At 54.2% G+C, this 16,337-nt stretch carries 13 protein-coding genes and 1 pseudogene; 13 read left to right on the plus strand and 1 reads right to left on the minus strand.

Annotated features, from left to right (window positions below; all coding sequences use genetic code 11):
* From LD28_RS0109145 to dcuC, 7 genes and pseudogenes are all read left to right on the plus strand, one after another.
* A pseudogene (locus LD28_RS0109145) lies at positions 1 to 424 on the plus strand (4-hydroxyphenylpyruvate dioxygenase); the annotation flags it as partial.
* The gene (locus LD28_RS0109150; RefSeq protein WP_033136669.1) at positions 417 to 1,568 is read left to right on the plus strand and encodes a homogentisate 1,2-dioxygenase; all 1,152 of its coding nucleotides are present in this window, start codon (positions 417 to 419) and stop codon (positions 1,566 to 1,568) included. The pseudogene LD28_RS0109145 and the gene LD28_RS0109150, both read left to right, overlap by 8 nt.
* 10 nt (positions 1,569 to 1,578) lie before the next feature.
* Entirely contained in the window at positions 1,579 to 2,574 is a 996-nt protein-coding gene (locus tag LD28_RS0109155; protein WP_033136670.1) for a fumarylacetoacetate hydrolase family protein, read from the plus strand.
* 138 nt (positions 2,575 to 2,712) lie between these two features.
* Positions 2,713 to 3,348 (plus strand): maleylacetoacetate isomerase, encoded by a 636-nt coding sequence (maiA, locus tag LD28_RS0109160; protein WP_033136671.1) that lies wholly within the window; start codon positions 2,713 to 2,715, stop codon positions 3,346 to 3,348.
* Between the two features lie 464 nt (positions 3,349 to 3,812).
* A complete protein-coding gene (locus LD28_RS0109165) occupies positions 3,813 to 5,309 on the plus strand; it encodes a C69 family dipeptidase (protein WP_033136672.1) in 1,497 nt (498 codons plus the stop codon).
* A gap of 476 nt (positions 5,310 to 5,785) precedes the next feature.
* Positions 5,786 to 7,024 (plus strand): peptidase T, encoded by a 1,239-nt coding sequence (pepT, locus tag LD28_RS0109170; protein ID WP_033136673.1) that lies wholly within the window; start codon positions 5,786 to 5,788, stop codon positions 7,022 to 7,024.
* 9 nt (positions 7,025 to 7,033) lie between these two features.
* A complete protein-coding gene (dcuC, locus tag LD28_RS0109175) occupies positions 7,034 to 8,407 on the plus strand; it encodes a C4-dicarboxylate transporter DcuC (protein WP_033136674.1) in 1,374 nt (457 codons plus the stop codon).
* 95 nt (positions 8,408 to 8,502) lie between these two features.
* Here the strand turns inward: dcuC and LD28_RS0109180 are convergent, their stop codons facing one another.
* A complete protein-coding gene (locus tag LD28_RS0109180; protein ID WP_033136675.1) occupies positions 8,503 to 9,027 on the minus strand; it encodes an acyloxyacyl hydrolase in 525 nt (174 codons plus the stop codon).
* A 1,254-nt stretch (positions 9,028 to 10,281) separates the two neighbouring features.
* On the opposite strand from LD28_RS0109180, the gene LD28_RS0109185 reads away from it, so the two are divergent.
* The 6 genes from LD28_RS0109185 to LD28_RS0109210 all read left to right on the plus strand — a co-directional run.
* On the plus strand, positions 10,282 to 11,082 hold the full coding sequence (locus LD28_RS0109185) for an ABC transporter permease (protein ID WP_033136676.1): 801 nt from the start codon (positions 10,282 to 10,284) through the stop codon (positions 11,080 to 11,082).
* A 4-nt stretch (positions 11,083 to 11,086) separates the two neighbouring features.
* Positions 11,087 to 11,737: an ABC transporter ATP-binding protein gene (locus LD28_RS0109190; protein ID WP_033136677.1), complete on the plus strand. Its 651-nt coding sequence runs from the start codon at positions 11,087 to 11,089 to the stop codon at positions 11,735 to 11,737.
* 30 nt (positions 11,738 to 11,767) lie between these two features.
* Complete coding sequence (locus LD28_RS0109195; protein ID WP_033136678.1) at positions 11,768 to 12,961, plus strand: KpsE/RkpR family capsule polysaccharide export protein; 1,194 nt, start codon at positions 11,768 to 11,770, stop codon at positions 12,959 to 12,961.
* A 14-nt stretch (positions 12,962 to 12,975) separates the two neighbouring features.
* On the plus strand, positions 12,976 to 14,631 hold the full coding sequence (locus LD28_RS0109200; protein WP_033136679.1) for a polysaccharide biosynthesis/export family protein: 1,656 nt from the start codon (positions 12,976 to 12,978) through the stop codon (positions 14,629 to 14,631).
* Between the two features lie 302 nt (positions 14,632 to 14,933).
* Positions 14,934 to 15,815, plus strand: coding sequence for a UTP--glucose-1-phosphate uridylyltransferase GalU (gene galU / locus LD28_RS0109205; RefSeq protein ID WP_033136680.1), 882 nt, complete (start codon positions 14,934 to 14,936; stop codon positions 15,813 to 15,815).
* 57 nt (positions 15,816 to 15,872) lie between these two features.
* Positions 15,873 to 16,337 (plus strand): Stealth CR1 domain-containing protein (locus tag LD28_RS0109210; protein WP_033136681.1); only part of this gene is annotated, 465 nt, incomplete at its 3' end.

A 16,337-nucleotide genomic window follows, 5' to 3' on the forward strand; every position in this document is an offset into this window, starting at 1 on the left:
GTACCTGCGTCAGTACAAGGGGGAGGGGATCCAGCACATCGCCATGGCCTCCAGCGATATTTACCATACCATCCGCACCCTGCGCAGCCGCGGTACCGGCTTTATGCCGACGCCGGATACCTACTACGAGACGGTGAACAACCGGGTTGAGGGGCATCAGGAGGATCTGGCGGCCCTGAAAGAGCTGCGCATTCTCATCGACGGCTCCCCCACCAAGGATGGCATTCTGCTGCAGATCTTCACCGACACCGTGATTGGCCCGGTCTTCTTCGAGATCATCCAGCGCAAGGGCAACGAAGGATTTGGCGAGGGCAATTTCAAGGCACTGTTTGAATCGATCGAGCTGGACCAGATCCGTCGCGGCGTGCTGGATGGCGGTGAGGATGGCAAGGGTGCCCGCAAAGAGGGAGCGAGCGATGCGTAACTGGATTAACTTCCCCCATCGGGAGGGGACCCACTCCCGTCAGGCCCATGCCGATCTGCCCGAGCAGGCTATCTATGAGCGCGAACTGGGGCGCAGCGGCTTTTTCGGCCCCGCTACCCACATGCACCACAAGCATGCCCCCACCGACTGGAGCAGTTGGGAAGGGCCGCTGCGGCCACGGCTGTTTGACTTGAATGCTCTGCAAGAGGAGGTGAGTTCGCTCTCCCCCTGGGGGGCCCCCGATATTCTCAGCAACCCCCACTGCCGCTACCGAGTCTGGCGGCTCTCCGAGGCGATGCCGTTTCTGGTACGTAACGCCGATGGCGACGAGCTGCTTTTTATCCACGAGGGGAGCGGCGAGTTCTTCTGCGACTATGGCCACTTGACCCTGCGGGACGGCGACTATGTGGTGATCCCCCGTGGCACCATGTGGCGCATCGAACCCGGCTCGCCCATGTTCATCCTGATGATCGAGGCGACCAACGACAGCTATCAGCTGCCGGACAAGGGGCTGGTGGGCAATCACGCCATCTTCGATCCGGCGGCGCTGGATGTGCCTGCCATCAACGAGCGATTTTTGGCCCAGCAGGATGAGACCCCCTGGTCGCTGCAGGTGAAACGCCACGATCAGGTGTCGGTCATCACCTGGCCTTTTAATCCGCTTGATGCGCAAGGGTGGCACGGGGACTTGTGCGTGGTGCGCCTCAACTGGCGGGATATCCGCCCGCTGATGAGCCACCGCTACCATCTGCCGCCGTCGGCCCATTCGACCTTTGTGGCGAGCCGCTTTGTCATTTGTACCTTTGTGCCGCGACCCATCGAGAGCGATCCCGGCGCCCTCAAGGTGCCCTTCTATCACAGCAATGACGATTACGACGAGGTGCTCTTCTACCACGCCGGGGACTTCTTCAGCCGGGACAATATCGAGCGGGGCATGGTCACCTTCCATCCCGCCGGTTTTACCCACGGTCCCCATCCCAAGGCGTTTGCGGCAGGGCAGGCCTATGCCAAGAAGTTCACCGACGAGGTGGCGGTGATGCTCGATACCCGCGATGCGCTGAACGTCGGCAGTCTGTGCGAAGGGATCGAGAACCCCCGGTATGTCTCCAGCTGGCAGCACCCAGACGCTGCTGCCGGCAAATAAGGAATCGCTTATGAAATTGGCAACATTGAACAATGGCAAGCGCGATGGCGCTTTGGTGGTGGTGAGCCGGGATCTGACCCGTGCGGTGCGGGTGAGCGAGATTGCCCCCACCTTGCAGGCCGCCCTCGACGAGTGGGCCGAGGTCACCCCCAAGCTTGAGGCGGTCTATCAGCAGCTTAACGAGGGTCGCGTGGCCGAAGCGTTCCCCTTTGACGAAGCGTCTTGCCTCTCCCCTTTGCCACGTGCCTACCAGTGGGCCGATGGCAGTGCCTACGTCAACCATGTGGAGCTGGTGCGCAAGGCGCGCGGCGCCGAGATGCCCGAGAGCTTCTGGCACGATCCATTGATGTATCAGGGGGGCTCCGACAGCTTTTTGGCTCCCCGTGGGCCGATTGTCATGGGCTCGGAGGAGTGGGGGATCGATTTCGAGTCGGAGGTGGCCATCATCACCGACGACGTGCCGATGGGGGTGAGCCCGCAGGGGGCCGCCAGCCACGTCAAACTGCTGATGCTGGTCAACGATGTGAGCCTGCGCAACCTCATTCCGGGCGAGCTGGCCAAGGGGTTTGGCTTCTTCCAGTCCAAGCCGTCGAGCGCCTTCTCGCCGGTGGCCATCACCCCGGACGAGCTGGGCGATGAGTGGCGCGATGGCAAGGTTCATCTGCCGCTTCTGACTCACCTCAATGGTGCGCTGTTCGGTGCGCCCGAAGCCGGGGTGGACATGACCTTCAGCTTCTTCGAACTGATTGCCCACGCCGCCAAGACAAGACCGCTCGGGGCGGGCTGCATCATCGGCTCCGGCACCGTCTCCAACTACGATCGCAGCGCTGGTTCATCCTGCATCGCCGAGCGCCGCATGCTGGAAATTCTTGATTGTGATCAAGCTACAACCCCCTATTTGCAGTTTGGTGATAGAGTGTCGATCGCGATGGAAGATCGCTCTGGCCAAAACCTGTTTGGCACCATCTCTCAACAGGTGGTGCCGGTAAGCGGTCAGGGAGGATGATGGCCAGCGCCGGTTGGCGGCAACCCTATTCCGGATATGTCCGGTTCACGACGAGCCCTCAACCGGTGCCGGATACACAGGGAGGCAGGTGGTGAGCACCTGCCGGGCTTCGGGCCCAGATAAAAGCAGGGACAGATTATGTTGCAGTTGTTTGGCTATTGGCGTTCGTCGGCAAGTTTTCGGGTGCGGATCGTGTTGCAGCTCAAGGGGCTCGCCTACGAGCAGCATCCGATCAATTTGCGGCAGGGGGAGCAGAGCGAGAAGGCCTATCGCCGGATCAACCCGCAAGGGCTGGTGCCATTTCTGGTGGATGGCGATGTGCAGCTGGGTCAGTCGGTCGCCATCATGGAGTACCTCGACGAGACCTATCCCGCCTACTCCCTGATGCCCTCTGCCCCCGAAGCGCGGGCCCGGGTGCGCCAGCTCGTCAACATGATCGCCTGCGATATTCACCCCCTCAACAATCTGCGGGTGCTGGGCTATCTGGAAGAGCACTTCAGGGCCAGCAAAGCACAGGAAGCGGACTGGTATCGCCACTGGATTGACGAGACCTTCACCGCCCTCGAACAGCTGTTGATGACCACTGCTGGCGTCTACTGCGTCGGCAACGAAGTGACCCTGGCCGACTGCATGCTGGTGCCCCAGGTCTACAACGCCCGCCGCTACGAGATGACCCTGGACGATTACCCCACCATCTGCCGCATCGTCGCCAACTGCGAGCAGTTGCAGGCCTTTATCAAGGCGGCCCCTGCCAGTCAGCCGGACGCGCAGTGACAACCTGACTTAACGAACATCACGGGATGGCGTCAGCACGCCATCCCGCGCGCCATCTCCCCTCATCTCTTCATTTCCCCCTCTCTGTGCTCCTTGCGCGCCTCGTGTTGACGTCTGAATGTCGACAGGAATCCCGCGCTTGTCACACTTATCGCTATTTTTTATTGGTCTTAGTCACTTCGTTGGTGTTTTGAGTTGCCAATCACACTTGTGCCAGTTGATTAGGCCTAGTATCGCCACGCCTGCGGAACAGGGGAAAGGAGAGATGCGAACAGGTCGCCTATCAGGGGCTCAGGGGTTTCTCTCTACTTTCCACGATCTGTTCGCACCCCTCTTTTTCATTTTTACGGTTTGATGGCCCGCGCTGCCCGACCCGTGTCACTGCGGTGATCCCTTGCGACAGCGGCAGCTTGGCTGGCGAGCCACTGTTCATTTGCAACCACTCTGTGCAACAAGGAGATCTCATGCATTCCTTCAAAAAGTGCGTCGTCGCACTCTCCATCAACCTTGCCCTCTTCTCGTCGGCATTCGCCTGTACCACTTTGCTGGTTGGCAGCGAGGCCAGCGCCGATGGCTCCATGATGGTGGCCCGCAGCGCCGACAGCGATGCCCTGAAAGCCCAGCATTTCGTGATCCATCCGGCCAAACAGGGACAAAGTGGCGTTCACAGTTCCAAGGCCCACAACGGTGCCAATGATTTCAGCTACCCCTTGCCGAAAAACTCCCTGCGCTATACCACAGTGCCGAACTGGAAGACCCAGCTGCACGGCGCCACCGGGTTCAATGAGAAGGGGGTGGGGGTGAGCGGCACCGAGTCCATTTTCGCCTCACCCGAGGCGCTCGCCTTCGATCCCTATGTGGAAGAGAAGGGGATCACCGAAGATGACATTCCCGATGTGCTGCTGTCGCGCGCCACGTCGGCCCGCGAGGCGGTCGCCCTGCTGGGCAACATCATCGAGACCATAGGTGCGGGGGAGGGATTTGGTGTCGCCGTGGTGGATGATAACGAGCTCTGGTATCTGGAGACCGCCACCGGCCACCACTGGATGGCGCAGCGCCTGCCGAAAAATCACTATTTTGCCACCGGTAATCAGGGCCGCCTGCAGCAGTACGATCCGGCCAGTGCCGACATGATGGGCTCGAAAAATCTGATTGAATTTGCCACCGATAAGGGGCTCTACCATCCGCAAAAAGATGGGGCATTCAACTTCTCGAAAGCCTATACCCGCGATGACGAGCGGGATCGCAGCTATAACGATCCGCGAGTCTGGACCATCCAGCAGATGTTCAACCCCTCGCTCAAGCAGGCGGTGGATGCCGGTCGTCAGTTCCCGGTCACTTTGACCCCCGAGAAGAAGATGACGCTGGAGGAGGTGAAGGCGGTGCTGCGCAATCACTATGACGGCACCGAGCATGATCCCTACAGCAAGGGGTTGAACGGTCAGGAGCCGTGGCGCCCCATCAGCGTATTTCGCACCTACGAGTCCCACGTGATGCAGGTACGCCCCTGGATGCCGCGCGAGGTGGGGGAGGTGACCTATGTGGGCCTCGGCATGGCGGACTTGACCGCTTTCGTTCCCTACTACAGCGGTCTGGAAGCCTATCCGGCCCACTATGCCATGGGTAGCGACAAGGCCGACAGCGACTCCATCTACTGGAAATATCGCAAGCTGCAGACCCTGGTGATGACCGACTACCCCAAATTGGCACCCATGGTGAAGCAGGCGTACCAGAGCTGGGAGGCGAAGATCGCCAAAGAGCAGAAAGAGATGGAAGCCAACTATCTGAAAACGGTCAAGACCGACAAGGCCGCCGCCAACAGCATGCTCAACGACTTCAATCTGCGGGTGATGAAGGAGGCCGAAACGCTGACCGACGATCTGACCAACCAGATCTTCACGGTGCGCACCCAGGATATTCAGGCCGATATCTTCTTCGCCAACAAGGCGAAAAAGGATTAACAGCGACGCACTTATCATGCAGAAGGGGGGCGGTCGATTTGAGCCGACGTTAGGCTTATCGGCTCCCCTGAACATTTTCCCTCTCTCGATGCCGGAGCCTTTGCCCCGGCATTTTTTCTCTATGGCATCTTTTCAGCGTGTCTGGCCTGGGTAGTGGATTGCGCTACCAAATACGAAAGTGGATGCTTTCATTCAGGTTTTTATTTCGCCATTCGGCATATCAGATACGTGATCAGCTACCCACTTTTGGTTATCTGATGGTCTTTATCCAGATTCTCTGTGTTATTTATCACTATCCATCGATTCGGCTGTGATGGGCGATCTCATTCTCCATCTTATTTTTTCTCGTTAATCCAAGGCGTTATCGCTGCATAAGAGGGCTGTTGCTGAATAAGGCGGCGGCTTTCTGAATAAGGTGACCACGCCGCGGATCTCGTCACGGCACGATATACGTCACTACTCACAGGACTACAGCAATGCAGATTGTCGACAGATTCTTGGGATACACCGCCATCAATACCACCACCAATCGTGAAGCGGGCGCCGCCGGGGTGATGCCCTCCTCACCGGGCCAGCGGGTGCTGGCTGACAAGGTGGCGCAGGAGCTGATTGCCCTGGGTCTGACCGTGGAGGTGGCGGACAACGCCATCCTGACCGCCACCCTGCCCGCCAATGTGGCGGGGGATCTGCCCACCGTGGCCTTCTTCGCCCATCTCGATACCAGCGCCGAGCACACCGCCGATACCCATGCCCGGGTGGTGAGCTATGAAGGGGGGGATATCTGCCTCAATGCCGAGCGGCAGATCACCTTGCGCCAGAGCGAGTTCCCGGAGCTTGCCAATTACGCCGGTGATCAGATCATCGTGACCGATGGCACCAGCCTGCTGGGGGCCGATGACAAGGCTGCCATCGCCGCCATCGTCAATGCGGTGGCCTATCTGCAGGCACACCCGGAGATCCCCCATGGCACCATCAAAATTGGTCTGGTGCCCGATGAGGAGCAGGGGTTGCGGGGAGCCAAGGCGTTTGATACCGAACGTTTTGGCGCCGACTTTGCCTACACCCTCGACTGCTGCGGCCTTGGCGAGCTGGTCTATGAGAACTGGAATGCGGGGGATGCGGAGTTTGTCTTTCACGGCGCCTCGGCCCACCCCATGTCGGCCAAGGGCAAGTTGAAGAACTCCCTGCTGATGGCCCACAAGTTTATCGCCATGCTGCCGGGGGGCGAAGCGCCTGAATATACCGAGGGGCGTGAAGGTTACTACTGGGTCAAGCAGATGCAGGGCAACAGCGCCAAAACCGTGCTCAAGCTGGATGTGCGAGACTTTACTCAGGCGGGGTATCAACAGCGGATGACCCTGCTCGACACCCTCGGCAAGAGCTGTCAGGCCCTCTGGGGTGAGCAGAGCGTGAGTTACCACTTGAGCGATCGCTACAGCAATGTGTTCAACAGTTTGCAGGGGGAGAACCGCTATCCCATCGAACTGGCGCTGGCTGCTTACGAGACTTTGGGGATTACTCCCAAGCCCATCCCGATGCGCGGCGGTTATGACGGCGCCGTGCTCTCCCAGAAAGGGTTGCCCTGTCCGAACCTCTTCACCGGTGCCCACAACTTCCACTCCATCTACGAGTACCTGCCGGTCAGCTCCCTCGAGGCGGCCAGTGCCGTGGTGATCGAGATCATCAAGCTCACTCACGCCCGTTTCAGTCGCTAAGGAGTCGTCATGTTTCAGGTCGTTATTGCAGTGCTGGTCATCGTTCTGGTGGCCAGACTGATCCTGAAAGGCTATCGGGCCGAGCCGGTGCTGTTTGCCGCCGGTCTGGTGCTGATGGTGGCAAGCCAGCTGGCAGGGTGGGGAAGTGTGCTGCCCAAAGGGGTCGAGAGCACCGGCATTGCCCTGTTTGATCCTTTTGAGGTGATGCGGGATCTCTTCAGCTCGCGGGCGGCGGATCTGGGGTTGATGATCATGGCGCTGATGGGCTTTGCCCACTACATGGATCATATCGGTGCCAATGATGCGGTGGTGCGGATCGCCATCCGTCCGCTGCGCCGGTTGCGCTCCCCCTATGTGTTGCTCTTCTTCTCCTATCTGCTGGCCAGCGCGCTGCAACTGGCGATCCCCTCGGCGACCGGTCTGGCGGTGCTGTTGATGGCGACCCTTTTCCCCATCATGGTGGGGTTGGGACTCTCTGCCGCCTCGTCAGCCGGGGTGATTGCCACCTCCCTCGGGGTGGCCTATACCCCAACCGCCATCGATGCCATTCGGGCTACCGAGGCAGTGGGCATGGGCCATAACGTGATTGAGTATGTCTACACCTATCAGGGCCCCGCCGCGCTGGCGACCGTGCTGGTGGTGGGCTTGATGCACGTATTCTGGCAGCGGCGCTGCGATCGGCTCGATGGGCACCAGCATCAGGGTGCCGCTGTGGTGGATGAGTCGGCGAAAGAGGTCTGTGTACCGGGTTTTTATGCCATCTTGCCAATGTTGCCCATCATCATGGCGGTGGGGTTCTCCTCCCTGTTCGTGGATCACATCAAGCTCAACGTCATCACCATCGTGATGATCTCGATGTTTATCAGCATGGTGGTGGAGGCGGCCAGAACCCGTGACATGAAGCAGGTGTGCGGTGGTTTCAGCCACTTCCTCAATGGCATGGGGTCAGCGTTCAGCAACGTGGTGGGGCTGCTGGTGGCGGCGGGGATCTTTGCCCACGGCATCAAGGTGCTGGGGGTGATCGATATCATGATTGTCGGCGCCGAGCATGTGGGTCTGCCCGCATTTGCCATGGCCATCGTCTTCGCGCTGGTGACCCTGGCGGCCGCTATCATCATGGGCTCCGGCAATGCTCCCTTCCTCGCCTTTGTCGAGCTGATCCCGCAGATCGCAGCCAGCATGGGGGTCAACACTGCCGCCATGATCCTGCCAATGCAGCAGGCCTCCCACATGGGGCGGGCCATGTCGCCGGTCTCCGGGGTGATTATTGCCGTCGCCAGTGGCGCCAAGCTGACGCCTTTCGCGGTGATCAAGCGCACCTCTGTGCCCCTGATGGCGGGCTTCGTCGTTCATATCCTGATCGTGGGGCTCTTCTATCTGTAATTGCCATCACGGTTATCAGGAGAGGACATAACGAAAAGCCTTCACGGGAGTGAAGGCTTTTTTAGCTTGTATTGATTGCGGTGGCGCCTGTTTTGCTAAAAACGATATTCGATGTGGAGGGTATGGCTGTCCAGCCCGGGATTCTTGTCATACATATAGGCGTTTGACATATGTTCGTATTGATAGCCGATCAGCCAATTTGAGGTCAGTGCATAACCGATACCGATACCCGCGGAAAACTGGAAGGGGCCACCATAATTTTTGTAGTTGTGGCCCCGTTTACCGAATTCATATTGCTCGAGCCAGAGCACATCGGCCGGGATCCAGGTCACCCAGTTTCCCCATTGGCATTCGATACGCCCCCCGCCACCCAATCTGGCACTCTCTTCATCTTCTACTTTGAGCGCACCGGCGCGCGCCCCCAACCCGAATTGGCACCCTGAATCACCCCAGCGCCAGAACATATGGTGAAATTTGGCATCCGCGATATGGATATCGAGTTTCTCACTGCTGAAAGCCGTGCCGAGCTGTAAGACAACGATATTTTCATCGGCCAATGCGCTGTTGCTGGCAACCAGCGAAGCCAGCAGCCCGCAGCGTAATAGAGTGTTAGCGTCCATGCCCCCTCCAAATGTTTATTGTTCCATGGTGACCCTGTCGGTCACCCTTCAGGCATAGTCAATCGGAGCGAGCTTTGTCAATTTTGAAGGAGGGACAAAAATACATGTGTCTAAATAACAACCGGTCAAGCGTGTGCAGTCGATTATTTCGGCAAAATAATTGGTTGATATTTGAACTGTTTTGTCAGTGTTTTTGTGTGTTTAGTTTTTCTAAATGATTAATTTAGTTTATTTAGATATCCAATACGATGTTGGGTTGTTAACATGCGTAAATAATGCATCTATTGCGTGTTATATATAAAAATTCGAGCGTCATACGTCATAAAACAGGAAAAACTTTAATGTCAAATTTGACAATATAGATTTGGCATGATTTTTTCTCGTCAAGAACATGTATTTGTTTCGATGCAGCACGTAAGGTCTTGAGGTTAAATGTTTTAAAAACAACAGGTTATGATGCTATGTTGATGGTGAACTCAATCGCGTTGGAATTTTTTGAGTCTTGACTCGATTGCACCTCGTGGGTAGTATCGCCTGCAAGTGATAGCAATTATTGTGTGCGTCACAATCTGACCAGTAGGTGTTTCTATTAGTGCCACGGCAAAGTTATAGCTCACCTTGATTGATAACTCGGTTATTACTGGTTGTGTGCGTGATGTTACTTGCGATGGGGCGCTGTGTTTTGAGGTTGCTGCTTGTGTGTTTGTAAAATAAACAAGTGAATAATTTTGGTCTGTGTATGTGGCGGTCTGCAGTTATCCAAATTGTTTAATAACCACTCCGGTGATGCTTCGCATCGCTGCTGTTTATTTTTTATCAAAATGACCTCTGCGTCTTGACGATATTTTCTCTGCAGTCTGGTAGGAATATCGGAATTTGGTTGTTATGTGTTGGTGGTTTTGCACCGCCTCGCGGTAGTTGCGCTTGAAAATTGAGCTATGCGTATTGGTGGTATTGTCTCCGCCCTGCGGTAGCTATGCCTGAAAATTAAGCTGTGCGTATTGGTGGTATTGTCATCGCCCTGCGGTAGCTATGCCTGAAAATTAAGCTGTGCGTATTGGTGGTATTGTCATCGCCCTGCGGTAGCCATGCCAAAAAATGATAGATGTGAGGTTGCATTTAGTGACCGTTTCGCCGTGTCGTTATTTCGCGCATTATTCATCCTTACTCCTTTATAATATGGGCTTTTTCTATTACCTGATTTTTTGTGATAGAGTCCCTCCTTTTCTGCAACTGGCCAAGCAAGATTAAAAATTGAACACGCCTATTCTATCAAACCAGCGTAGAACCTCATTAGCTGTGCTCAAGGATGTGACCTTTGGCTTGCTGATGCGGGAGCTCAAGACCCGTTTCGGCACCTACCGGATGGGATATTCGTGGGCGGTGCTGGATCCACTCCTGACTATTGCGCTGTTTTGTTTTGCATTCGGGCTCCGTCAACGCAACGGCTTTGGTGGCGTCGAGGCGCCAGTATTTGTTGCTGCAGGTTATCTACCGTTTCTGATGTTTTTAAACATGACCAACCAGTTACAATCGGCCGTCAGCGCTAACAAGGGGTTGTTCTGTTATCGGCAAGTGACGCCATTCGCCACTCTGTTTTCCCGCTTCTTGCTGGAAACCCTGATCGGGGTACTGGTGGCGTTTGTGCTGATCCTGGGGCTGATCTGGTTTGGCTTTGATGCCATGCCAGCAGATCCGCTTGCTGTATTAGCAGGGTATGGCTTGCTAATGATCTTTTCCTTCGCACTTGGAACCCTGTTTTGCGTCGTGACGTCTCTTTCCGAAGAGGCTAAAAAATTGATCCCTATTCTGATGCGACCCATGATGTGGATCTCAGCAGTCTTTTTCCCGCTGGCGGCAGTACCACAGAGCTATCAGCATCTGCTGCTATGGAACCCTGTGGTACATGCACTGGAGCTCATTCGCTCGGGCTGGATCGCTGGGTTTCAGACGCAGGGAGGGAGCTGGAATTATCTTGCTGGCATCACGTTGGTGTTACTCACGTTCGCGACAAGTGCCTATCGACTCAGTCATCGCCGACTAATCGCAAGCTGACAACATGATCATTCTCGATAACGTCTCTAAATATTACCCGACCAAATTTGGCCGCCATTATGTGTTGAAGGATGTCAGCTTTACCCTGCCGGGGGATCGTAATATTGGCATTCTCGGCGCTAACGGGGCGGGTAAGTCCACCCTCCTACGGTTGCTTGGTGGCATGGATATGCCGAATAAGGGGAAGGTCCTTCGCCACAGTCGCGTCTCCTGGCCGCTGGCGCTGAGTGGTGGTTTCCAGGGCAGCATGACCGGGCGCGAAAATACCCGTTTCGTCTGTCGGATACATGGTGTCCATGATACGGCGGCCGTCGAAGAGTGGGTTAAGGCGTTCTCTGAAATTGGCCAGCACTATGAGCTGCCAATCAAGGGGTATTCGAGCGGGATGAAATCGAAATTTTCATTCGCTGTCAGCATGGCGTTTGATTTCGATATCTACCTGACCGATGAGATCACCTCGGTGGGGGACGCCAGATTTAGACAAAAGTGCATCGATGTTTTCACTCAGAAGCGTGAAACCGCCAGCCTGATTATGGTCTCCCACGATATGAAGACCCTGCGTCAACAGTGCGATATGGGCATTGTGCTGCATGAAGGGCAATTGACCCTGCATGAAGATATTGAAGACGCCATCGCCATTTATCAAAAGCTCTGATTTTCCTTTCACGTATTGCTACGGATATATATGACCAAAGCCAATTTGACCGCTTTATTTGAGCGCAAGCTGCGCAAATTCAAGCGTGATCCCAAGCTGTTTCTCATCGATTCAAAGGGCTATCAGGTCGCTCACCACTCCTGGAAGAAAGCGGTCAAACTCGGCAGCTTTCTCTGGGTGGTGATCTGCTTCAGCCTGGCTGTGCTCTATTACGGTGCCATTGCCAGTGATCGTTATGTCAGTCAGGCAAGCCTGATTATCAAACAGGCCGATCAGCTCAAGATGTTGCCGGATGCGCTCTCCATGCTCGGGTTGGGTGGCAGTAATCATCAGGATGTACTGGTGATCCAGGATTACCTGAAGTCTTGGGACATGCTCAGTACCCTGGATAAAGAGCTGCAACTCAAAAAGCACTTTCAAAGTGACGGTGCCGATATGTTTTCCCGTTTGCCGCAAGATGCGACCCGTGAGGAGTTTCTCGCCTTTTATCGTGATCACCTCACCATCACTCTGGATGAGCTCTCTGGGGTATTGACCGTCAGTCTGCAAGCGTTCGATCCGGAGTATGCAAAAGGGGTTGTGACCCTGATGCTCAAAGAGAGCGAAGGTTTTATCAATCGGTTGAGTCATCAGGTGGCGATGGATCAGCTCAAGTTTGTGGAGACAGAGGTTGCCCGATCCCATGAACGGTTGCTGCAAGAGCGAGAAAAGATGCTGGCTTTCCAGAATCAACATCAGTTGATGAGCCCGGAGGCAACCAGCACGGCCATGATGGGCGTCGTCTCTGAGCTGGAAGCGGAACTGGTGCGCCAGGATGCCGAACTCAAGCGACTGCAAATATATATGAATCCGAATGCGCCAGATGTGATTGCCGTGAAAGACCGGGTTGACGCCCTCACTCGCCAGTTGGCACAAGAGAAAATGCGGCTGACCAGTGGCGATAAAAAGTCGCTCAACGAGGTCAACGCTGACTATCAGGCGGTACAAGTACAAACCCAGCTGGCGGCCGATGTCTACAAGACTGGCCTGGTCAGCATGGAACAAGCTCGTGTCGAAGCGTACCGCAAACTGAAACATCTACTGGTGGTGAGCCAGCCAAGTGTGGCCGAAGAGGCCGAATATCCCCGTCGTCTTTACAACTTGGCCACCATCGGTGTACTGCTTTGCCTTTTCTACGGTTTGGTCGTGATGGGTCTTGCAACCTTGCGCGAACATCAAGACTGACAGGAGTACTGTTGTTGAATATCCCCTTTACTAGTTCACTCAATCTCAAACCGAGTCTGCTGGCGCTTGGTCTGGCGCTCTGTTTGCAGCCCGCCCATGCGCTCGAAATATCCCAGGATGCGGATCCCGTTCGCAAAGTCGTCACCGATACCCAAACTCGGGATCCTGTGTTTGGCAACTGGTTGTTTCGTGGTGAATTTGCTCGTGAATCCTTTAACGGTTTCAATCCTGATTACCGTATCGCCATTGGTGACCGGTTGCAGGTACAGCTATGGGGCGGGGTCGAGTTTGATCAACCGCTGACGGTTGACCAGCAGGGTAATATTTTTCTGCCCAAGGTTGGTCCAATCAAGGTGGCCGGGGTGCGCAACGAAAAGTTGAATGACACCCTGCTGGGCGCCGTGACCAGCGTCTATCAGAAGAATGTCAGCATTTACGCCAGTCTGGACGTGAGTCAGCCGGTCAAAATTTTCGTGACCGGTTTTGTCAAACAGCCGGGACTATTTTCCGGTCAGTCCGGTGACTCCATTCTCTATTTCCTCGATAAAGCAGGCGGTATATCTCCGGAACGCGGTAGCTACCTGGATGTGGCACTCAAGCGTGGTGGCCAGACGCTGCGCCACTACAACCTCTACCAGTTCCTGATAAATGGTTCTCTGCTTCCGACCCAGTTGCGTGATGGGGATATCATCGTCGTTGCACCACTGCGTTATCAGGCAACGGTCAGGGGTAAGGTGGCGAACGCTAACAAATTTGAGCTAAGCAAACCCCATATGGTCTTGGGTGAGTTGTTGCAACTGGCTCGTCCTGATGCCGATGCGACCCATGTGCGGGTCAGCCGTAATCAGGGGGAAAATATCCGGATGGATAATTACCCCCTGGCGGATGATGCACAGCTTTCGCGAGTGATGATCAGCAGTGGTGACACGGTTGAAGTCATTGCCGACAAGCGTTACGCCTCAATTGCTGTGCGTGTGGAAGGTGAACACAACAGTGACCAGGAAGTGGTACTGAAATATGGTGCCCGTCTGGGGGATGTGCTCAACGGGTTGAAATTGACTCCGGATGCCGATATCAGTGCCATCCAGCTTTATCGCAAGTCTGTGCAAGTGCGCCAAAAAGAGATGCTGGGCTCCTCGCTCAAGGCGTTTGAAGCCAGCATCCTGACCGCACGCTCCTCCTCGGAAGGGGAAGCTCAACTGCGCAAGAGTGAAGCTGAACTGTTGATGCAATGGGTACAGCGGGCCAAAGAGATCCAGCCGAGCGGCCAGGTGGTGCTGGCCAATGCCCCGAATCTGGAAGAGGTGCGTCTCGAACCCGATGACATCATCCGTATTCCGCGTCAGACCAATCTGGTGATGGTGCATGGCGATGTCATGTTCCCGAATGCCATTTTGGCCGACGAGAAACGCACCGTCAGCGATTATATCAATCTGGCGGGTGGCTTTACCCAGAAGGCCAGCAACTCGCGTATTTTGCTGCTTCATCGCAATGGCACCTTTAGTCAGATTGAGAAAGGGGAATTGGAAGATACCGATCTGAAAGTGACCCCGGGTGACGAGATCTTTGTCTTGCCGCAGGTAGAAACCAAGTCGCTGCAAATTACCAAAGACTTTACTCAGGTGATCTACCAGATTGCGGTATCGGCCGGAGTGCTGGTCGCTATTTGATCGACTGTTGCCACAAGAGATATATTGCCTGTCATCATCAATATTGAATCGTTGATTGTGACAGGCAATAAGCACCAAGGAAGATAACCTCTAAGGATAATATTTTCATTCTCCACCATCGATTTTTATCTTGATGTAGCCAAGCGCTAATAATTAATTACCATCCTTTGCATTTAACCTTATCGTTAATTTTGCCGGGTATTGATAGTAAAGCACACCATCATTCATAAGTATGAATATGATGACTGATCTTTTTTTTCGTTAAGTTATATATAATATAAAGATATTACTAAGGGATAAATATGAAAGCTGTAATTCCAGTCGCAGGTCTTGGGACCAGAATGCTACCTGCAACAAAAGCGATTCCAAAAGAAATGCTGCCAATCGTTGATAAGCCTCTCATTCAATATGTTGTCAATGAGTGTATTGCTGCGGGAATCAAAGATATCATTTTGGTGACCCACTCCTCCAAGAATGCCATCGAAAATCACTTCGACAAGTCATTTGAGCTGGAAGCCACGTTGGAGAGCAGGGTAAAACGACAGTTGCTGGAAGAGATCCAATCCATATGCCCCAAGGATGTGACTATTATGCACGTCCGTCAAGGTGAGGCAAAAGGGTTGGGCCATGCAGTGCTTTCAGCATATCCCCTAGTCGGTGACAACCCGTTTGTTGTGGTGTTGCCCGATGTGATTATCGATGATGCGGCCAGCGATCTGAAAAAAGATAATCTGGCAAAAATGGTTCGTAATTATAAAGAGTCAGGTCACTCCCAGATTATGGTGGAACCTGTCGATATCAAGGATGTGTCGAAATACGGCATCGTGGACTGCCATTCTATTGATGTAAATGCCGGTGAGTCGTCCACCATATTTGATGTTGTTGAGAAGCCGGATCAAGATGAAGCTCCTTCCAACCTTGCAATTGTGGGCCGTTACGTCTTGACGCCGGAGATATGGGCATATTTGCGCACAACAAAGCCGGGTGCTGGTGATGAAATTCAGTTAACCGATGCAATTTCGGAATTGTTGAAATCGGGTGAGGTTGATGCGTTTTGCATGCAAGGCAAATCCCATGATTGTGGTGACAAATTGGGTTATATGAAAGCGTTTGTTGAGTATGGCCTTCGCCATAAAGACTATCAGCACAGCTTTAAAGCATTTATCGGGTCTTTAGCGTTGTAACTACCATTCTGCTTGACTCATCCGCGTATAACACATTCACGTTAGTATCGAAACAAGATGAGAAAACTGAAGAAATTTATCAAAAGCCCTGGCATTTTTATTCGTGACCACTTGAATAAAAAGTACCCTGTCATTCGAAACGAAATTGCTTGCGCAGAGAGTGAAGAATATATTCTTATGCGCCATGACTTGGCGCTGGAGAGTCAAATAGAAATTGATTTTCCAATCGATGTGGTCTTTACATGGGTCGATGATTCAGACCCTGACTGGCAAGCACGCTACCAGCAGTACAAGCAGTTGGTGGATGAACACTATGTCGGGCAGTATGCTACTGATCCTGCGCGATTCAGTAACCATGATGAATTGAAATATTCACTGGGCAGTGTATTGAAGTTTTTGCCATGGGTTAGAAGAATTTATATTGTTACTGATAAGCAGTGTCCTAAATGGTTGGCCCCAAGCGATAAAATTCGCGTCGTTGACCATACAGAGATGATCGAGTCACAATATCTTCCTACATTC

Origin of the sequence: Aeromonas finlandensis (genome assembly GCF_000764645.1) — a bacterium.
Classification (GTDB): Bacteria; Pseudomonadota; Gammaproteobacteria; order Enterobacterales; family Aeromonadaceae; genus Aeromonas; species Aeromonas finlandensis.